The sequence below is a fragment of the Mesorhizobium sp. WSM4311 genome (genome assembly GCF_002295115.1).
Taxonomy (GTDB): Bacteria; Pseudomonadota; Alphaproteobacteria; order Rhizobiales; family Rhizobiaceae; genus Mesorhizobium.
The window spans coordinates 17,809-37,914 of the sequence record NZ_NSFV01000021.1 but is presented as its reverse complement, the minus strand read 5'-3'; the positions used below and the strand labels follow the sequence as shown (position 1 = coordinate 37,914).

The window sequence follows — 20,106 nt, the reverse complement described above, 5'->3', positions numbered from 1 at the left end:
TGTCGAAAAAATCCCGTCTGTCGACGTGCGTCAGGGTCGGACGGAGACGGGCGCGCCGAGCGCGTTGGCGCGATCGAGGCGCAGGGCCAGCCCGGCCACGCCGAGTGCCGCGACCGGCAGCAAGGCGGCCACCCAGGTGAGCGAACCCAGCCCAAGGCCATCGGCGATGACCGCGCCGCCGAGCCAGGCGCCAGCGGCATTGCCGAGATTGAAGGCGGCGATGTTGAAGGAGGAGGCAAGGCTCTGGCCGGCGCCTTGCGCCTTGTCCAGCACCCACATCTGCAGCGGCGCCACGGTGCCGAAGGCGGCGGCGCCGAGCAGGCCGACATAGATGACGGCCATGACCTGGCTGTGGATGGCGAAGCTCATGGTCGCCAGCACCACGGCGAGCACCACGAGGCTGCCCAGCACCGCCGGCACCAGCCAGCGGTCCGCGACCTTGCCGCCGGCGAGGTTGCCGGCGATGAGGCCGCCGCCGAAGACGAGCAGGATCGGCGACACGGCGGCTTCCTTGAAGCCGCTGATCTCGGTCAACAGCGGAGCGATGTAGGTGAAGACGGCAAAGACGCCGGCATAGCCGAGCACGGTGGTGGCGAGGCCGAGCAGGACCGGCGTGCGGCGCAGCACGGCGAGATCGGCGCGCAGGTCGCTCCTCTCGGGCGCGACCTCGCTGCGCGGCACCAGGGCCAGGATGACGGCGAAGGCCGCCAGGCCGACCAAGGCCACCGCCCAGAAGGTCGCGCGCCATCCGAAGGCCTGGCCGAGCCAGGTGCCGAAGGGCACGCCGAGGATGTTGGCGACCGTGAGCCCGGTGAACATCAGCGCGATCGCCGACGCCTTCTTGTTGGGCGCGACCAGGCCGGTGGCGACGACAGAACCGACGCCGAAGAACGTGCCATGGGCAAAGGCGGTGATGATCCGCGCGCCCATCAGGGTCCAATAATCGGGCGCCAGCGCACAGGCGAGATTGCCCAGCGTGAAGATCGCCATCAGCGCCAGCAGCACGGTCTTGCGCGGCCAGTTGCCGGTGGCGATGGTGAGCAGCGGCGCGCCGATGACGACACCCAGCGCATAGCCCGAAATGAGCTGGCCGGCGGCCGAGATCGAGACGCCGAGGTCCTTGCTGACGTCGATGAGCAGACCCATGATGACGAATTCGGTGACGCCAATGCCAAAGGCACCGGCGGCGAGGGCGTAGAGAGCAAGAGGCATGGCAGTTCCCACTTTGGCGACGAGCGCCTTGTCCAAACCGCGCTCCGAGCCAAAAGATCGTGTCGCCATGCACTGTGAACCAGACTTGCAATGGGCACATTTTCTGTGAAATAGATTCACAAATGGCCAGACCCGACATCAACCGCTCCGGCGAGATCGAAGTGTTTGTGCGCGTGGTCGAGGCGGGTAGCTTCTCGGCGGCTGCGCGCATGTTGCGCATGACGCCATCAGCCGTCAGCAAGCTGATCGCGCGTCTGGAAGCCCGGCTCGGCGCGCGGCTGGTCAGCCGCTCGACACGCAAGCTGCAGCTGACGCCGGAGGGAACGGCGTTCTACGACAGCGGATTGCGTATCCTGGCCGACATGGCCGCGGCCGAGCGCGAGGCGGCGGCGGGTGCCGCACCGCGCGGGCGGCTGCGCGTCAACACCTACGTGCCCTTCGGCGTGCACCGACTGATCCCGCTGTTGCCGCGCTTCCTCGAACGCTATCCCGAAATTTCGGTCGATCTGGTGCTGACCGACAGCGTCATCGACCTGATGGCCGAACGCGCCGATGTCGCCATCCGCGCCGGGCCGCTCGGCGAATCGCGGCTGGTGGCGCGCAAGCTCGGGCAAAGCCCGGTGGTGGTGGTAGCGGCCCCGTCCTATCTCGAAGCGCATGGCAAGCCGCTGACGCCGGCCGATCTCGATGGGCATAATCGCATGGGCTTCGGCTTCGTCAGGCACATTGATGGCTGGCCGTTTGTCGACGCTGCCGGCAACGCGGTCATGGTCCCGATCACCGGCAACACGCTGGTCAGCGACGGCGAGGCGATGCGGCTGATGACGCTGGCCGGAGCGGGCATCTCCCGGCTGGCGCGCTGGCATGTCGCGGCCGATATCGCTGCCGGGCGGCTAGTGGCGCTGCTGGAGGAATTCAATCCGGGCGACGAGGAGGCGACCCACGCCGTCTATGTCGGCCAGGGCCGGCATCTGCCGGCGCGGGTGCGGGCCTTTCTCGATTTTCTGGGAGAGAGTGTGCGGCTGGCCTGACAGGACACTCGGGAGCCGCCGGGCTCCCGAGATAACTGCGCTGGCAGCTACTATGCTTTCGGCACGAACGGCGCCGGGCGACGGCCGGCCGCCTGGCGCTCCAGCATCCAGCCGGGATATTCGGATGGCAGCGCGCTGACCTCGTCGAGCCTGGCGAGATCGTCCGCGTCGAGCTTCACTTCAGCCGCGGCGAGGTTCTGTTCGAGCTGGTCCATGCGGCTGGCGCCGATGATGACGCTCATCACGAAGGGCTTGGCCAGGACATAGCCGAGCGCCACCGTGGCAACGCTGACGTCATGCTTCTTGGCGATCTCGCGCATGACGGCGACGGCCGCCCAGGCGCGGTCCTCGTTGACCGGCGGGAAGTTGAAGGACGCACGGCGGCCCTCGCCATTGCCGGGCGCGCCAGGACCGTACTTGCCGGAAAGCAGGCCGCCCGCCATCGGCGACCACACCATCAGGCCGAGTTTTTCTTCGCTGATGAGCGGCACGATCTCGCGCTCGAGGTCGCGGCCGGCGATCGAATAGTAGGACTGGATGGTCTCGAAGCGGGCGAAGTCCTTGCGGTCGGCGATGCCGAGCGCCTTGGCGATGCGCCATGCCGCCCAGTTGGAAACGCCGACATAGCGGACCTTGCCGCTGGCAACGAGGTCGTCCAGCGCCCGTAGCGTCTCGTCGATCGGCGTCACCGCGTCGGTGCCGTGCAGCTGATAGAGATCGATATGGTCGAGCTGCAGCCGTTCGAGGCTGGCATCGACCGAATCCATGATGTGGCCGCGCGAGGAGCCGCGCTCGTTCGGACCCTGGCCCATGGCGCCATGCACCTTGGTGGCGATGACGACGTCCGACCGTTTGACGCCGAGGTCCCTGAGCGACTGGCCGAGCAGGCGCTCGGACTCGCCGAAGGAGTAGACGTCGGCCGTGTCGAAGAAATTGACGCCGGCGGCGATCGAGCGGCCGACGATCTCGTTGACGCCCTTCTGGTCGAGGCTGGCGATCAGCCCCCATTGGGCATTCTGGCCGGCGGCGCCGAAGGTCATGGTGCCGAGGCACAGTTCGGAGACGAACATCCCCGTATTTCCAAGCTGGTTGTAACGCATGGCGAAGCTCCAGGAGAAATGTGTGATGACACAAAACAAATAGGAACGGTACGTTTCGTTTCAAGTGGTGGCGCAGCCGGCTTGCCGAACTGGCCCAAAGGCGTGCGTATCAGCGGCTGCCGAAGATCGCCGAGCCGACCCTGACGCTGGTGGCGCCGAAGGCGATGGCCGTCTCGTAGTCACCGGACATGCCCATCGACAGTTTGGCGACGCCGGCCTCGCGGGCAAGCTTTTCCAGCAGGGCGAAATGCGGACCGGGATTTTCGTCGGCCGGGGGGATGCACATAAGCCCTTCTATGGCGAGGCCGTGGACATCGCGGCAGCGGGCGACGAAGGCGATCGCCGCGCGCGGCTCGATGCCGGCCTTCTGCGGCTCGGAGCCGGTGTTGACCTGGACATAGAGCTTCGGTGCGCGGCCTTGCCTGGCGATTTCCTTGGCGAGTTCGGCGGCGATTTTCTCGCGGTCGATCGTTTCGATGACGTCGAACAGCGCCACCGCTTCCTTGGCCTTGTTCGATTGCAGCGGACCGATGAGATGCAACTCGATGTCAGGAAAAGCCTGCTTCAGATCGGGCCATTTGGCTTGCGCTTCCTGCACGCGGTTCTCGCCGAAGACCCGTTGGCCGGCCTCGATCACCGGCCGGATGTCGGCGGCGTCAAAGGTCTTGGAGACGGCCACCAGCGTCACCGCGCCGGCCTCGCGGCGGGCCTCCTGCTCGGCGGCGGCGATCTTCGCCTTGACCGCGAAAAACTGCTGAACGGTGTCACCCATATGCAAATCCCGCTGTTTTGACCCGCGTTTTTAGCCGCCGCGATGCCCATATGGTTGACGGGTTTGCCAAACCATGGTGAACACCCGGACCACATTCCCTGAACCGCGGAGCCAGTCGCCCGCGGTTCGCGCCTGCTTTTAAGTGAAAAACGTCCCATGGCAACCGAACGATACAATCCGCGCGCGTCAGAACCCAAATGGCAGAAGGCCTGGGCCGAAAAGAAGCTGTTCGAAGCGCGCAATGACGACCCGAAGCCGAAATACTATGTGCTGGAGATGTTCCCCTATCCGTCGGGGCGCATCCATATCGGTCACACCCGCAATTACACGATGGGCGACGTGGTGGCGCGCTACAAGCGGGCCAAGGGGTTCAACGTGCTGCATCCGATGGGCTGGGACGCCTTCGGCATGCCGGCCGAAAACGCAGCGATGCAGAACAAGGTCCACCCCAAGGAATGGACCTACCAGAACATCGCCACCATGCGCGAGCAGCTCAAGGTCATGGGCCTGTCGCTGGACTGGGCGCGCGAATTCGCGACCTGCGACGTCGACTACTACCACCGCCAGCAGATGCTGTTCCTCGATTTCGTCGAGAAGGGGCTGGTGACGCGCAAATCCTCCAAGGTCAACTGGGACCCGGAGGATATGACGGTGCTCGCCAACGAGCAGGTCATCGACGGGCGCGGCTGGCGCTCCGGAGCGCTGGTCGAACAGCGCGAACTGACGCAGTGGTTCTTCAAGATCACCGACTTTGCGCAGGACCTGCTGGATTCGCTCGACGGCCTCGACGAATGGCCGGAAAAAGTGAAGCTGATGCAGCAGAACTGGATCGGCCGTTCGGAAGGCCTGCTGATCCGCTGGCCTTTGGCCTCTGACGTTGCCGGCGAGCATGAGCTGGAAGTCTACACGACGCGGCCCGACACCATCTTCGGTGCCTCCTTCATGGCCGTCGCCGCCGATCACCCGCTGGCCAAAAAGGCCGCCGAGACCAATCCGGCGCTGGCGAAGTTCATCGACGAGGTCCGCCATATGGGCACGTCGGTGGCCGCACTTGAGACGGCCGAGAAGAAGGGTTTCGACACCGGCATCCGCGTCGTCCATCCCTTCGACGACAGCTGGACGCTGCCCGTCTACGTCGCCAATTTCGTGCTGATGGAATACGGCACCGGCGCCATATTCGGCTGTCCGTCCGGCGACCAGCGCGACCTCGACTTCGCCAACAAATACGGCCTGCCGGTGATCCCGGTGGTGATGCCGGAAGGCGGCGATGCGAAGTCGTTCCAGATCACGGAAGAAGCGTATGTCGACGACGGGGTGATGATCAATTCACGCTTCCTCGACGGCATGAAGCCGGACCGCGCCTTCGACGAGGTGGCGAAGCTGCTGGAGCAGAAGACGATCGGCAACAGGCCGATGGCCGAGCGCAAGGTGAATTTCCGCCTGCGCGACTGGGGCATTTCGCGCCAGCGCTACTGGGGCTGCCCGATCCCGATGATCCATTGCGAGGATTGCGGCGTGGTGCCCGTGCCGAAGGCCGACCTGCCGGTCAAGCTGCCCGACGATGTCGATTTCGACCGGCCGGGCAACCCGCTCGACCGGCATCCGACCTGGCGGCATGTGAAGTGCCCGCAATGCGGCAAGGACGCGCGGCGCGAGACCGATACGATGGACACGTTCGTCGATTCGTCCTGGTATTTCGCCCGCTTCACCGCGCCCTGGGCGCATGAGCCGACCGATCCCAGGGCGGCGAACGAATGGCTGCCGGTGGACCAGTATATCGGCGGCATCGAGCATGCGATCCTGCATCTGCTCTATTCGCGCTTCTTCACCCGCGCCATGCGCGAGACCGGCCATGTCGATCTGGCCGAGCCGTTCAAGGGCCTGTTCACGCAAGGCATGGTGGTGCACGAGACCTACCGCGTCGGATCGGCTTCGAACGGCCGCTGGCTGGCGCCGACCGAAGTGCGGCTGGAGGGCGTCGACGGCGAACGCCGCGCCTTCGACATCGCCACCGGCGAGGCTGTCACCATCGGCCCGCTGGAGAAGATGTCGAAGTCGAAGAAGAACACGGTGAGCCCGGAAGACATTACCGACGGCTACGGCGCCGACACGGCGCGCTGGTTCATGCTGTCGGATTCGCCGCCCGAGCGCGATGTCGAGTGGACCGACGATGGCGCCGCCGGCGCGCACCGCTTCATGCAGCGCATCTGGCGACTGGTGTCGACGGCGGCCGAGACGCTGGCGGGCGTCAAGCCCGCGGCGGCCGACGCCGGCGAGGCGGGAGCGGTGTCGAAGGCCACGCACAAGATCCTGAAGGCGGTCGGCGAGGACATCGAGAAGCTCGGCTTCAACCGCGCCATCGCCCGCATCTATGAACTGGCCAATGTGCTGACCACGCCGCTCAACCAGGTGGCGGAAGGCAAGGCCGATCCGGCACTGCAGAGCGCCTCCCGCCAGGCGGTTGAGATCCTGGTGCATCTGATCGCGCCAGTGATGCCGCATCTGGCAGAAGAGTGCTGGGAGACGCTCGGCGGCACCGATCTGGTCGCCGAACGGCCATGGCCGGTCTTCGATCCGGCGCTGGTCGTCGACAACGAAGTGACCTATCCGGTGCAGGTCAACGGCAAGAAGCGGGGGGATTTGACAATTGCCCGCGACGCGGACCAAGGTGCGGTCGAAAAAGCGGTATTGGCTCTCGACTTCGTGCAGAAAGCACTCGAAGGTAAGGCTCCGCGCAAGGTGATCATCGTACCGCAGAGGATCGTCAATGTCGTTGCCTGATCGGGAAAAGACAGAGCTGAGCCGTCTGCTGCGCCGCGTCGCGCTCGCCGGCCTTGTCGGCTCGCTGGCTCTGGTTTCGGCCTGCACGGTACGGCCGCTCTATTCCAACGCGCCATTGTCGACGGGCTCGACCGCCAATGCCGAGCTGGCGTCGATCGCCATCAAGCCGGTCAGGACGCGTTATGCCCAGCAGGTGCGCAACAATCTGATCTTCGGCTTCGGGCGGGGCGCCGGCGAACCGGCGTCGCCGCTTTATTCGCTTAATCTCAGCGTGGCCGAAGCTGTTGAATCCTCGGCCCTCGTGCAGGTCGGCACCGATGAGGACGAGCCGACCGCCGGCTCGGTGACGCTGACCGCCAACTATACGCTGACCGATGCGAAAACTGGCGCCGTCATCACCGTCGGCAAGCGCTCGATTACCTCGTCCTTCGACAGGCCGCGCCAGGAATTTGCCTCGTACAGGGCGCAGATCGACGCCGAGAACCGCGCCGCGCGCGAACTGGCCGAGGCGCTGCAGCTGTCCATCGCCCAGGATCTGGTCAGGCACGGCAAGGCGGCCAGCTAGCGCCACCTTCTTTTCACGGAAACGCCATCTCGATCCTGGTGTCCGGTCGCCTCGCAGCGGCCGGGCGGCATATTCTCAACTCGCCTTTGGCCCGATGCATTGGGATGCGCGGGCGACCGTTGAACGAGGATCAGCCGCTCGAATTCCGATCACCTCACATCGCCGCGAAAGATACGTTTCGACCGCTCCAAAAGCGCTGGCGGGAAGCAACTGTTAACCACTCGCTCCCTATTGCTCAGCAGACATTTCAGAGTGAGTCTTGAGAATGGAATCCAAGCGTTTTCCTCGGGTCAATTCATTGAAGCCAGCTTCGCCCGATGACCCCGAGGGAAAGCGTTTCAACGGCGTGAGCGGCAAGGTGGACGGCCAGCCGCCCGGCGCGACCGCGGGCGGCAATTTCCCGCCACCTGTCGATCTCGGCGGCAATGAAAGTCCCGCCTGGCAGGAGTATTTCTTCCTGGCGCCCAATGTGCGGTTTACCCGCACGCCGGACTACGAAGCCAGCGCACGCCATCCGCGCCAGATCACCTCCGAGCAAGGCGAATCGCCGGCGCCGCCGGCGCGGCAAGCCGTCGCACAGCCTGCCGCGGCTGCGCCGTCGTCCATGGTCCCGTCCCCGTCACTGTCGGCGGCGATGAAAAGCCGGAACGCCGCTTTGGAAGCCGCCCGGCCGCCCGCCGGCAACAAAGCCGTGATGCATGAAAGATCACCGGCCTCGGCATCCATTCCGCCAAGGCATGCCAGCGAAAAGGCGCGGACCGTTGTGACGGCCGGTCCGAGGACCACCGCAACAGCACGTGCATCGGCGCCGGCGGCGTCTGCCCAGGAAATGGCGGCGCCGGTCAAGACAACAGGCCGTGAAACCGTCCGCTGGCCCTACCTGTCGGATCACGTCTTCTTCGAGCTCATGGCGCCTTACATGATCGAAGGTTCGTCGCCCGCGTCGCGAGCCGTCCCGGTTCAGCGCGCCGCCGCGCCGGTCGCCGCCGGACGGGTCGATGTTCGCGCCGCGCCGACGGCCGACCCGACCGCGTTGTTCCGTGTCATCGACTGCCTTCCAGGCCAGCAGGCCTCGTCCGCCTCGTCGGATGTCCGTCCGGCCAACTCCAACGAAGCGGTGGTTCAGCCGGCGGCGGGTGGTGTGCCGAAGCGAACCCAGGCGCGGGTCGCAGTACCCGCCGTCGCGGGCAATGCCGCTCCGGCGCAAGGCGCCGAGGACACCGTGCAGGTTCCGGCCGGGCGCGCCTCTTCGCCGCTGCCTTTGGCCGGCAAGATCGTGCCAGCCACGACGGGCGAGGCGTACGAACTTCCCTCGGAAGAGCTGCTGCAGCAGCCGCCGGAAGGGCAGGGCTTCTATATGTCGCAGGAGCGGCTCGAGCAGAATGCCGATCTCCTGGAGAGCGTGCTCGAGGATTTCGGCGTGCGCGGCGAGATCATCCACGTTCGCCCGGGTCCGGTCGTCACCCTCTATGAGTTCGAGCCGGCGCCGGGCGTCAAATCGTCCCGCGTCATCGGTCTTGCCGATGATATCGCCCGCTCCATGTCGGCGATTTCGGCGCGCGTCGCCGTCGTGCCCGGCCGCAACGTCATCGGCATCGAGCTGCCGAACGAGACGCGCGAGACCGTCTATTTCCGCGAACTGATCGAATCGCAGGGCTTCCGCAAGACCAGCTGCAAGCTGGCGCTTTGCCTCGGCAAGACGATCGGCGGCGAGCCCGTCATCGCCGAACTGGCGAAGATGCCGCATCTGCTGGTCGCCGGGACCACCGGCTCCGGCAAGTCGGTCGCCATCAACACGATGATCCTGTCGCTGCTCTACCGGCTGAAGCCGGAAGAATGCCGGCTGATCATGGTCGATCCGAAGATGCTGGAACTCTCGGTCTATGACGGCATCCCGCATCTTCTGACGCCCGTCGTCACCGATCCCAAGAAGGCCGTCACCGCGCTCAAATGGGCGGTGCGCGAGATGGAGGACCGCTATCGCAAGATGGCGCGGCTCGGCGTGCGCAACATCGACGGCTACAATGAGCGCGCCGCCCAGGCCCGCGATAAAGGCGAAGCGGTCGTCATGACCGTGCAGACCGGCTTCGAAAAAGGCACCGGCGAGCCGCTGTTCGAGCAGCAGGAAATCGATCTTGCGCCGATGCCCTACATCGTCGTCATCGTTGACGAGATGGCCGATCTGATGATGGTCGCCGGCAAGGAGATCGAAGGCGCCATCCAGCGCCTGGCGCAGATGGCGCGCGCGGCCGGCATCCATCTGATCATGGCAACGCAACGCCCCTCGGTCGACGTCATCACCGGCACGATCAAGGCCAACTTCCCGACCCGCATCTCCTTCCAGGTCACCTCCAAGATCGACAGCCGCACCATCCTGGGCGAGCAGGGCGCCGAACAGCTGCTCGGCCAGGGCGACATGCTGCACATGATGGGTGGCGGGCGCATTTCGCGCGTGCATGGCCCCTTCGTCTCCGACGCCGAGGTCGAACATGTCGTGGCGCATCTGAAGGCGCAGGGCCGCCCGGAATATCTGGAGACGGTGACCGCCGACGAGGACGAGGAAGAAGTCGAGGACGATCAGGGCGCGGTCTTCGACAAGGGATCGGTCGCCGCCGAGGACGGCGATTCCAGCTATGACGAAGCGGTCAAGGTGGTGGTGCGCGACAAGAAGTGTTCGACGTCCTACATCCAGCGCCGTCTCGGCATAGGCTACAACCGGGCCGCATCCCTGGTCGAGCGCATGGAGAAGGAAGGCCTGGTCGGCGCGCCCAACCATGTCGGCAAGCGCGAAATCATCATGGGCCGGCGCCCGCCGGCAGCCGCGCCCGACGACGACGGCACGGAATGATCGGCGGCCCTTGCGGCGGTCGGGCTTCTCCCGACACATAATAAAAAAGGCCGGTCGCCCGGCCTTTTCTCATTGAAGCAGTGCGATCTCAGCCGATCTTCTGGCCGGTCTTGGCCCAGTCTGCGAGGAAGGCGGCGAGACCCTTGTCGGTCAGCGGATGGTTGACCAGCGCCTTCAGCGTCGCCGGCGGCGCGGTGATGACGTCGGCACCGATGAGCGCCGCTTGCTTGACGTGGTTCACCGTGCGCACCGAAGCGGTCAGGATCTCGGTCTGGAAATCGTAATTGTCGTAGATCTGCCGGATCTCCTGGATCAGCTCCATGCCGTCCGAGCCGGTGTCGTCGATGCGGCCGACGAAGGGCGAGATGAACGAGGCGCCGGCCTTGGCGGCGAGCAGCGCCTGGTTGGCCGAGAAGCACAGCGTGACGTTGACCATGCGGTTCATCTGGGTGCGGATCGTCTTGCAGGCCTTCAGGCCGTCCAGCGTCAGCGGCACCTTGATGCAGACATTTGGCGCGATCTTGGCCAGCACCTCGGCCTCGGCCATCATGTCCTTGTATTCGGTCGCCACGACTTCGGCCGAGACCGGGCCGGCGACGATATCGCAGATCTGCTTGGTGACGTCGGCGATCTTGCCGCCGGATTTGAGAATCAGCGACGGATTGGTGGTGACGCCGTCGAGCAGCCCCAGATCATTCAGCTCACGGATTTCCTTGATGTCGGCGGTGTCGACAAAAAATTTCATGGCGGTCTCCTGACGATTTCGTCGTGCTTGGGAAGGCACGTTCAGCGTTGCTCTTTGATCTAGACCAAAGTCGGGGCAAGGTCACGCCTCATGATCGAAGATTCGCCCTTTGTCGCAGCCGCGCCGGTGCTGGTGCCGATGCCTGCCGAACGCCCCTACACCTATGCCGTGCCGGCCGGCATGCGCGTGGTGCCGGGGTCGATCGTGCGCGTGCCGCTCGGGCCGCGCCAGGTTGCCGGCATCGTCTGGGATGGCGCGGTCGAGACTGTCGACGCGAAAAAACTGCGCCCGATCGAACAGGTCTTCGACTGCCCGCCGATCGACCGTTCGATGCGCCGTTTCGTCGACTGGGTGGCGCAATACACGCTGTCGGCGCCGGGCATGGTGGCGCGGATGCTGCTCAGAGCGCCGGAGGCCTTCGACCCGGAGCCCTGGATCGAGGGGTTGCAGCGCACCCTTATCGTTCCCGACCGGATGACGGATGCGCGGGCGCGCGTGCTGGAAACGGCCGAAGGCGGGTTGGCCTGGACACGATCCGGCCTCGCGCATGCGGCCGGCGTGTCGTCGACGGTGATCGAGGGGCTGAAGGCGCAAGGCGTGTTCGAGGCGGTGATGATCCCGCCGCGCCCGGTCGTGGCAGCACCTGACCCGAGCTATGCCGTGCCGGAATTGATGCCAGACCAGAGCGACGCCGCATCGATGCTGCGCGCCAATGTCGCGGCCGGCGCCTTCAACGTCGCGCTGCTCGACGGCGTCACCGGGTCTGGCAAGACGGAGGTCTATTTCGAGGCGGTGGCGGCCGCGCTCGACCAGGGCAAGCAGGTGCTGATCCTTTTGCCGGAAATCGCGCTGACCCATGCCTTCCTCGAACGCTTCCAGCAGCGCTTCGGCGCCAAGCCGGGCGAATGGCATTCCGACCTGCCGCCCAGGATGCGCGAAAAAGTCTGGCGGCAGGTGGCGGAAGGCACGGTGCGCGTCGTTGCCGGCGCGCGCTCGGCGCTGTTCCTGCCGTTCAAGGAGCTCGGCCTGATCGTCGTCGACGAGGAGCACGACCCTGCCTACAAGCAGGAGGACCGTGTCTTCTACAATGCGCGCGACATGGCGGTGGTGCGCGGCCATATTGGCGGCTTCCCGGTGGTGCTGGCATCGGCGACGCCATCGGTCGAGAGCCGCGTCAATGCGAGCCAGGGCAAGTACAACAGGGCCATTCTCTCCGCCCGCTTCGCCGAGGCGGCGCTGCCCCAACTGAAGTCGATCGACATGCGGCGCGCGCCACCGGCGCGTGGCGGCTTCCTGTCGCCGGTGCTGATCGACCATATGCGCAAGACGCTGGAGAAGAAGGAACAGTCGCTGCTGTTCCTCAACCGGCGCGGCTATGCGCCGCTAACGCTGTGCCGCGTCTGCGGCCACCGTTTCGGCTGCCCGGTCTGTTCGGCCTGGCTGGTCGAGCATCGCTTTCGCGGCCAGCTGGTCTGCCATCATTGCGGGCACAATGAGCGCCGCCCCGAAGCCTGCCCGGAATGCGGCACGCTCGATCATCTGGTCGCCTGCGGCCCGGGCGTCGAGCGCATCGCCGAGGAGGTCGTCACGCATTTCCCCGATGCGCGCACCATTGTCTTGTCGTCCGACCTGATGGGCGGCGTGCGGCGGCTGCGGCTGGAACTGGAGGCGATCGCCGATGGCGAGGCCGACATCGTCATCGGCACACAGCTCGTCGCCAAGGGCCACAATTTTCCCAACATGACGCTGGTCGGCGTCGTCGATGCCGATCTTGGCCTTGCCAATGGCGATCCGCGCGCCGCCGAGCGCACCTTCCAGCTGCTCAGCCAGGTGACCGGCCGCGCCGGCCGCACCGGCAAGAAGAGCCTCGGCCTGCTGCAGACTTTCCAGCCCGACCATCCGGTGATGCGGGCGATAGTCTCGGGCGATGCCGAGGCTTTTTACGAACGCGAGATCGCCGAGCGCGAGCGGGCGGCGCTGCCACCGTTCGGCCGGCTGGCCGGCGTCATCGTCAGCGCGGTGACGCGGGCGGAAGCGGAAGGGCATGCACGCGGCCTGCGCCGCGCCGCGCCCGAGGCGGCAGACCTGTTCGTGCTGGGGCCGGCGGAAGCGCCGCTGTCCCTGCTCGGCGGCCGCCACCGCTTCCGCCTGCTGATCCAGGGCGAACGGCGCGCCGACATGCAGGGCTTTATCCGCGCCATGCTGGCCAACGGGCCGAAGCAGCGAGGTTCGGTCCGGGTGCAGGTCGACATCGATCCGCAGAGCTTTTTGTAAGGTCGCCATATCGGCGATAGGCTGCTGGCCAGCGAGAAATGGAAGATCACATGAAAACCCTTGGCTTGCTCGGCGGCATGAGCTGGGAATCGACCGCCATCTACTATCGCCTGCTCAACGAGATCGTGCGCGAGCGCCTCGGCGGGTTGCATTCGGCCAAGCTGCTTTTGTGGTCGTTCGATTTCGCCGAGATCGCCGAGCGGCAGCATCATGGCGATTGGGACGGCGCCGGCGTGCTTCTGAATGATGCCGCGCGCAAGCTGGAGGCGGGCGGTGCGGAAGGCCTGGTTCTGTGCACCAACACCATGCACAGACTGGCTGACCAGGTGCAGGCGTCGGTGTCGATCCCCTTGATCCATATCGCCGATGCCACTGCGGCCGCGGTCAAGCGCACAGGCATGCAGCGCCCGGCGCTGCTGGCGACGCGCTTCACCATGGAGCAGGATTTCTACAAGGGCCGGCTCGCCGACAAATACGGCCTGTCGCCTGTCGTGCCCGATGCGGCCGGGCGCGACATGGTGCATCGCGTCATCTATGACGAGCTCTGTCAGGGCATCGTCAGCGAAGCTTCGAAGGCGGCCTACATGGAAGAGGCCGAACGCCTTCGGCGTGACGAGGCCGCCGACAGCATCATCATGGGCTGCACCGAGATCACCATGCTCATCGGACAGGATGATTTCGACATTCCGGTTTTCGACACGACACGCATCCATGCCGAGGCGGCGGTGGAATTCGCGCTCGGTTGATGCGCCCGCTTTTTATTCTGACGCAATTGCCTAGGGAAAACGCTATGCGTTTTTCCCGGGAAAACGTTTCACACTTTTCCTGGCATGGCCTTGAAAGTGCCTGATGCCATCTGGCGCGGCGCTTTTCCTCGGTTAGAATGCCCGGAATTTCAAAACAGGCATTTCGAGGGGACAGCATGGATTTTGCGCTTCCATGGCCGACGAGCCAGGGCGAATGGCTGGCCTGGTCGAGCGCCGTCTTCACCGTGCTGCTCGGGTTTCTGTTTTTCCTGGCGCCTGGGCTGGCCTTCCGCATCCTGCGCCTGCAGGCGAAACCGGAGAAGGCGGCGGCGATCGCAGAGGGGCGTGGCAGGATGTCGGGCTTTTATCTCGGCGTCGGCCTGTGCTGCATTCTCTTGGCGCAGCCATTGGTTTACATGGCGCTCGGCTTCTCCTGGCTGTTCACGGCCTTCGGCCGGCTGCTGTCGATGATGTCGGATGGCGCCAACACACCTTTCAATTGGGTTTCCATTGTGGTGGAGTTGGTCCTGGCGGCGTTGCCGCTCGCCTTTGCCTTCGGCTTTGTGCCCTGAATCCAAGGCTATTCCGGCGCATCAGGCGCGAGTCTTTCGCCGGATGCGACAATAGTGCCTGAAAAGCATGCGGAACGACGCATTGCGGTCTTAAAATGCCTGTGCTAGACGGCAATCGACTTTCGGCCGGGGATAGCGGAAGCCGCGCCTCCGTGCTTGAAAAAATGCAGTAAGGTCAAAGATTTAGCCAGAGTTTTTGCTCGCGCCAACAATCTGCGGCCTGTCAGACAAGAGAAAAGACGGTCCGTGGCTCAATCGTCATCGCCAATCTCAGGTGTCGCAGAACGCTATGCGGGTTCGCTGTTCGAACTCGCCCTGCAGGCAAATTCCGTGGCCAAGGTCGAGTCCGACCTCAACAGTTTCGAGGCGATGCTCGCGGGCAGTTCCGACCTGACCCGGCTGATCAACAGCCCGGTATTCTCCAGCGAGGAGCAGGCCAAGGCCATCGCGGCGATCGCCGACAAGGCCAAGATCACCGGCCTCACCGGTAATTTCCTGCGCGTCGTCGCCCGCAATCGCCGGCTGTTCGCCGTGCCCAGCATGATCAAGGCGTTCCGCCAGATCGCCGCCGAGCATCGTGGCGAGACCGCTGCTGAAGTGACGTCGGCTCACGAGCTGACGGCTGCCCAGCAGGCCGAACTCAAGGCGGCGCTTAAAGGCGTTGCCGGCAAGGACGTGGCCATCTCCGTCACCGTCGATCCGTCGCTGCTCGGCGGGCTGGTGGTCAAGATGGGCTCGCGCCAGATCGATACGTCGCTCAAAACCAAACTCAATTCGCTCAAGCTTGCACTGAAAGAGGTCGGCTGATGGACATCCGCGCCGCGGAAATTTCCGCAATTCTGAAAGACCAGATCAAGAATTTCGGCAAGGAGGCCAAGGTCTCCGAAGTTGGACAGGTGCTGTCCGTCGGTGACGGTATCGCCCGCGTCTACGGCCTCGACAATGTCCAGGCCGGCGAGATGGTCGAATTCCCCGGCGGCATCCGCGGCATGGCGCTCAACCTCGAAGCCGACAATGTCGGCGTCGTCATCTTCGGCGCCGACCGCGACATCAAGGAAGGCGACACCGTCAAGCGCACTGGCGCCATCGTTGACGTTCCGGTCGGTCCGGGCCTGCTCGGCCGCGTCGTCGACGCGCTCGGCAACCCGATCGACGGCAAGGGCCCGATCAAGGCGACCGAACGCAAGCGCGTCGACGTCAAGGCGCCCGGCATCATCCCGCGCAAGTCGGTGCATGAGCCGATGTCGACCGGCCTCAAGGCCATCGACGCGCTGATCCCGGTCGGCCGCGGCCAGCGCGAGCTGGTGATCGGCGACCGCCAGACCGGCAAGACCGCCATCATCCTCGACACGATGCTCAACCAGAAGTCGGTGCACGACAACGGCCCCGAGAAGGAAAAGCTCTACTGCGTCTACGTCGCCGTCGGCCAGAAGCGCTCGACCGTCGCGCAGTTCGTCAAGGTGCTGGAAGAGCGCGGCGCGCTCGAATATTCGATCATCGTCGCCGCCACCGCTTCCGATCCGGCGCCGATGCAGTTCCTGGCGCCGTTCGCCGGCTGCACCATGGGCGAATATTTCCGCGATAACGGCATGCACGCGCTGATCAGCTACGACGATCTGTCGAAGCAGGCCGTCGCCTATCGCCAGATGTCGCTGCTCCTGCGCCGCCCGCCGGGCCGCGAAGCCTATCCGGGCGACGTCTTCTACCTGCACTCGCGCCTGCTCGAGCGCGCCGCCAAGCTCAATGACGATCTGGGCAATGGCTCGCTGACGGCTCTGCCGGTCATCGAAACCCAGGCCAACGACGTGTCGGCCTACATCCCGACCAACGTGATCTCGATCACCGACGGCCAGATCTTCCTCGAAACCAACCTGTTCTTCCAGGGCATCCGTCCGGCCGTCAACGTCGGCCTGTCGGTGTCGCGCGTCGGTTCCTCGGCGCAGATCAAGGCGATGAAGCAGGTTGCCGGCTCGATCAAGGGCGAGCTCGCGCAGTACCGCGAAATGGCGGCCTTCGCGCAGTTCGGCTCGGATCTCGACGCCGCCACGCAGCGCCTGCTCAACCGCGGATCGCGCCTGACCGAACTCCTGAAGCAGCCGCAGTTCTCGCCGCTGAAGACGGAAGAGCAGGTCGCGGTGATCTTCGCCGGCGTCAACGGCTATCTCGACAAGCTGCCGGTCAACCAGGTCGGCAAGTTCGAGCATGGCCTGCTCAGCCACATGCGTGCGGCGGGCAAGGACGTTCTCGACGCCATCCGCAAGGAAAAGGCGCTGTCGGACGATCTGCGCGCCAAGCTGAAGGCAGAGATCGACGCTTTCGCCAAGACCTTCGCCTGAGCAAAGCGACAAGACGGGATCAGGTTTGAAGCATGCCTTCATTAAAAGACCTTCGTAACCGTATCGCCTCGGTCAAGGCGACGCAGAAGATCACCAAGGCGATGCAGATGGTCGCCGCGGCGAAGCTGCGCCGTGCGCAAGAGGCAGCGGAAGCGGCGCGCCCCTATTCGGAGCGCATGGGTTCCGTGCTGGCCAACATCACCCAGGCAATCGGCAGCGGCGGCGACGCCCCGGCGCTGATGACCGGCACCGGCAAGGACAACGTGCATCTGCTCGTCGTCTGCACCGCCGAGCGCGGCCTGTGCGGCGGCTTCAATTCGCAGATCGCCCGTCTTGCCCGCGATCATATCCGGCGGCTTCTGGCCGACGGCAAGCAGGTCAAGATCATCTGCGTCGGCAAAAAGGGTTTCGACATCCTGCGCCGCGACTATGCCTCGATGATCCTCGATCGTGTCGACCTGCGCGAGGTCAAGACGCTCGGCTTCGTCAATGCCGACGCGATCGCCAAGAAAGTCATCCACCTTTTCAACGAGGGCGCCTTCGACATCTGCACGCTGTTCTATTCGCAGTTCAAGTCGGTGATCAGCCAGGTCCCGACCGCGCAGCAGATCATCCCGGCCGGCGTCGCTTCGGCTCCCGCCGAGGCGGTGGATGGCGGCAATGCCGTCTACGAGTACGAACCGGAGCCGGGCGAAATCCTCTCCGACCTCATCCCGCGCAACATTTCCGTGCAGGTTTTTCGGGCGCTGCTCGAAAACGCGGCCGGCGAAATGGGCGCCAAGATGAGCGCCATGGACAATGCGACGCGCAATGCCGGCGAGATGATCAACAAGCTGTCGATCACCTACAATCGCCAGCGGCAGGCGCAGATCACCAAGGAACTGATCGAAATCATTTCGGGCGCCGAAGCGCTCTAGGCGTGGTTCGCGGGCCATCGGCCCGCTCCAGGACCGCGTGAGAAACAAAGGACGAAAAAGGGTAAAGACGATGGCGAAAGCAGCGACCCCCAAGACGGCGACACCCAAGACGGCGGCCCCCAAGGCGGCAGCCGCGAAGATCGCAGCCCCCGCAAAGGCGGCCAAGGCTCCGGCAGCCGCCGCGAAGGCAGCTCCGGCAAAGACGGCCGCGGCGCCGGCCAAGGCCGCGGCGGCCAGGACTCCCGCAGTGGCCGCCAAGGCGACGGGCGTCGTCGGCAAGGTCCGCCAGGTCATCGGCGCCGTCGTCGACGTGCAATTCGGCGATCACCTTCCGGCGATCCTGAACGCGCTCGAGACGACCAATGTCGGCAATCGCCTGGTGCTCGAAGTTGCCCAGCACCTGGGTGAAAACACCGTGCGCTGCATCGCCATGGACTCCACCGAAGGTCTGGTGCGCGGCCAGGAAGTGCGCGACACCGGTGCTCCGATCACCGTGCCGGTCGGCCCGGGCATGCTCGGCCGCATCATCAACGTCATCGGTGAGCCGGTCGACGAAGAAGGCCCGGTCGACGCGATCGAAATGCGCTCCATCCACCAGCCGGCTCCGACCTATGTCGAGCAGTCGACGGAAGCGCAGATCCTGATCACCGGCATCAAGGTGCTCGACCTGCTGGCACCTTACGCCAAGGGCGGCAAGATCGGCCTGTTCGGCGGCGCCGGCGTCGGCAAGACCGTGCTGATCCAGGAACTGATCAACAACATCGCCAAGGCGCATGGCGGCTATTCGGTGTTCGCCGGCGTCGGCGAGCGCACCCGCGAGGGTAACGATCTCTATCACGAGTTCATCGAATCCGGCGTCAACAAGAAGGGCGGCGGCGAAGGCTCCAAGGCGGCCCTCGTGTACGGCCAGATGAACGAGCCGCCGGGCGCGCGCGCCCGCGTCGGCCTGACCGGCCTGACGGTCGCTGAATATTTCCGCGACCAGGGCCAGGACGTGCTGTTCTTCGTCGACAACATCTTCCGCTTCACGCAGGCGGGTTCGGAAGTGTCGGCTCTTCTGGGCCGTATCCCGTCGGCCGTGGGCTATCAGCCGACGCTCGCCACCGACATGGGCGCGCTGCAGGAACGTATCACCACCACCACCAAGGGCTCGATCACCTCGGTGCAGGCCATCTACGTGCCCGCCGACGACTTGACCGACCCGGCGCCGGCGACCTCGTTCGCCCACCTTGACGCGACGACGACGCTGAACCGCGCCATCGCCGAAAAGGGCATCTATCCGGCGGTCGATCCGCTGGATTCGACCTCGCGCATGCTCGACCCGATGGTTGTCGGCGAAGAGCACTATGCCGTTGCCCGCCAGGTGCAGTCGATCCTCCAGCGCTACAAGTCGCTGCAGGACATCATCGCCATCCTGGGCATGGACGAGCTGTCGGAAGAGGACAAGCAGACAGTGGCCCGCGCCCGCAAGATCGAGCGCTTCCTGTCGCAGCCCTTCTTCGTCGCCGAAGTGTTTACCGGCGCGCCGGGCAAGCTCGTCGACCTCGCCGACACCATCAAGGGCTTCAAGGGCCTTTGCAACGGCGACTACGATCACCTGCCGGAAGCCGCCTTCTACATGGTCGGCGGCATCGAGGAAGCAGTCGAGAAGGCACAGCGCCTGGCGGCCGAAGCGGCTTAATCAAGGGAATAGGGAGTAGTCAGTAGTCAGTAGTGAATAGCAGCTGGGTGATCGGGACGGTTCCCTCTCTCCCTACTTCCTACTCACTATTCCCTACTCACTAAATTGACATGGCTGAAGCTTTCAAATTCGAACTGGTCTCGCCGGAGCGCCTGCTGGTTTCCACCGAGGTCGAATCCGTCGTCATTCCGGGTGCCGAAGGCGAGATGACGGTGATGGCGCATCACGCGCCGGTCATGACCACGATCAAGCCGGGTGTCGTCACGGTGAAGACCGCTTCGGGCGGCGAAGAACGCTATGTCGTGTTCGGCGGTTTCGCCGACATCGTTCCGGCCGGCTGCACGCTGCTGGCGGAATCGGCTGTCGCCGTGAAGGATGTCGACCGCGCCGATCTCGCCCGCCGCATCCAGGAAGCCAAGGAAGATGCCGCCGACGCCAAGGACGACCAGGCGCGCAGCAAGGCCGAGCAGTTCCTTAGCCAGCTCACGACGCTGGAAGGCGCGATTCTTCCGGCCTGAAACTTGCT

The 20,106-nt window shown here is 65.0% G+C and carries 16 protein-coding genes; 12 read left to right on the top strand and 4 right to left on the bottom strand.

The genetic code is table 11. The features are described 5' to 3' along the window. Positions 1-30: 30 nt before the first annotated feature. Positions 31-1,212: an MFS transporter gene (locus CK226_RS32050; protein WP_095794005.1), complete on the bottom strand. Its 1,182-nt coding sequence runs from the start codon at positions 1,210-1,212 to the stop codon at positions 31-33. A gap of 122 nt (positions 1,213-1,334) precedes the next feature. On the opposite strand from CK226_RS32050, the gene CK226_RS32045 reads away from it, so the two are divergent. Then, positions 1,335-2,243, top strand: coding sequence for a LysR substrate-binding domain-containing protein (locus CK226_RS32045; protein WP_095793990.1), 909 nt, complete (start codon positions 1,335-1,337; stop codon positions 2,241-2,243). Positions 2,244-2,293: 50 nt separating this feature from the next. On the opposite strand, the gene CK226_RS32040 is transcribed toward CK226_RS32045, so the two are convergent. Continuing rightward, complete coding sequence (locus CK226_RS32040) at positions 2,294-3,343, bottom strand: aldo/keto reductase (RefSeq protein WP_095790271.1); 1,050 nt, start codon at positions 3,341-3,343, stop codon at positions 2,294-2,296. Between the two features lie 109 nt (positions 3,344-3,452). Then, entirely contained in the window at positions 3,453-4,115 is a 663-nt protein-coding gene (locus CK226_RS32035) for a YggS family pyridoxal phosphate-dependent enzyme (protein ID WP_095790270.1), read from the bottom strand. Between the two features lie 156 nt (positions 4,116-4,271). Between CK226_RS32035 and leuS the strand changes: the two genes are divergently transcribed. The 3 genes from leuS (at position 4,272) to CK226_RS32020 (ending at position 10,309) form a co-directional block, all read left to right on the top strand. Beyond that, on the top strand, positions 4,272-6,896 hold the full coding sequence (gene leuS, locus CK226_RS32030) for a leucine--tRNA ligase (RefSeq protein WP_095775834.1): 2,625 nt from the start codon (positions 4,272-4,274) through the stop codon (positions 6,894-6,896). Beyond that, the gene (gene lptE, locus CK226_RS32025) at positions 6,883-7,461 is read left to right on the top strand and encodes an LPS assembly lipoprotein LptE (RefSeq protein ID WP_095793989.1); all 579 of its coding nucleotides are present in this window, start codon (positions 6,883-6,885) and stop codon (positions 7,459-7,461) included. The genes leuS and lptE overlap by 14 nt, the downstream gene beginning before the upstream one ends. 265 nt (positions 7,462-7,726) lie before the next feature. After that, positions 7,727-10,309, top strand: coding sequence for a DNA translocase FtsK (locus tag CK226_RS32020; RefSeq protein ID WP_095793988.1), 2,583 nt, complete (start codon positions 7,727-7,729; stop codon positions 10,307-10,309). 88 nt (positions 10,310-10,397) lie between these two features. Here CK226_RS32020 and fsa read toward each other — a convergent pair whose 3' ends face one another. After that, the gene (fsa, locus tag CK226_RS32015) at positions 10,398-11,054 is read right to left on the bottom strand and encodes a fructose-6-phosphate aldolase (RefSeq protein WP_095775831.1); all 657 of its coding nucleotides are present in this window, start codon (positions 11,052-11,054) and stop codon (positions 10,398-10,400) included. A gap of 90 nt (positions 11,055-11,144) precedes the next feature. Here fsa and CK226_RS32010 point away from each other — a divergent pair, with 90 nt between their 5' ends. The 8 genes from CK226_RS32010 (at position 11,145) to CK226_RS31975 (ending at position 20,098) form a co-directional block, all read left to right on the top strand. Further along, complete coding sequence (locus tag CK226_RS32010; RefSeq protein ID WP_095793987.1) at positions 11,145-13,328, top strand: primosomal protein N'; 2,184 nt, start codon at positions 11,145-11,147, stop codon at positions 13,326-13,328. Between the two features lie 50 nt (positions 13,329-13,378). Next, positions 13,379-14,074: an aspartate/glutamate racemase family protein gene (locus tag CK226_RS32005; RefSeq protein WP_095794004.1), complete on the top strand. Its 696-nt coding sequence runs from the start codon at positions 13,379-13,381 to the stop codon at positions 14,072-14,074. 176 nt (positions 14,075-14,250) lie between these two features. Beyond that, positions 14,251-14,646, top strand: coding sequence for a DUF4345 family protein (locus CK226_RS32000; protein ID WP_095793986.1), 396 nt, complete (start codon positions 14,251-14,253; stop codon positions 14,644-14,646). A 246-nt stretch (positions 14,647-14,892) separates the two neighbouring features. Continuing rightward, positions 14,893-15,453 (top strand): F0F1 ATP synthase subunit delta, encoded by a 561-nt coding sequence (locus tag CK226_RS31995; RefSeq protein ID WP_095793985.1) that lies wholly within the window; start codon positions 14,893-14,895, stop codon positions 15,451-15,453. Continuing rightward, a complete protein-coding gene (gene atpA, locus CK226_RS31990) occupies positions 15,453-16,982 on the top strand; it encodes a F0F1 ATP synthase subunit alpha (protein ID WP_095793984.1) in 1,530 nt (509 codons plus the stop codon). The genes CK226_RS31995 and atpA overlap by 1 nt, the downstream gene beginning before the upstream one ends. 32 nt (positions 16,983-17,014) lie before the next feature. Next, entirely contained in the window at positions 17,015-17,899 is an 885-nt protein-coding gene (locus CK226_RS31985) for a F0F1 ATP synthase subunit gamma (protein WP_095793983.1), read from the top strand. A gap of 70 nt (positions 17,900-17,969) precedes the next feature. Further along, the gene (gene atpD, locus CK226_RS31980) at positions 17,970-19,580 is read left to right on the top strand and encodes a F0F1 ATP synthase subunit beta (RefSeq protein WP_179301173.1); all 1,611 of its coding nucleotides are present in this window, start codon (positions 17,970-17,972) and stop codon (positions 19,578-19,580) included. A gap of 110 nt (positions 19,581-19,690) precedes the next feature. Continuing rightward, the gene (locus CK226_RS31975) at positions 19,691-20,098 is read left to right on the top strand and encodes a F0F1 ATP synthase subunit epsilon (protein ID WP_095793982.1); all 408 of its coding nucleotides are present in this window, start codon (positions 19,691-19,693) and stop codon (positions 20,096-20,098) included. Positions 20,099-20,106: the final 8 nt, after the last annotated feature.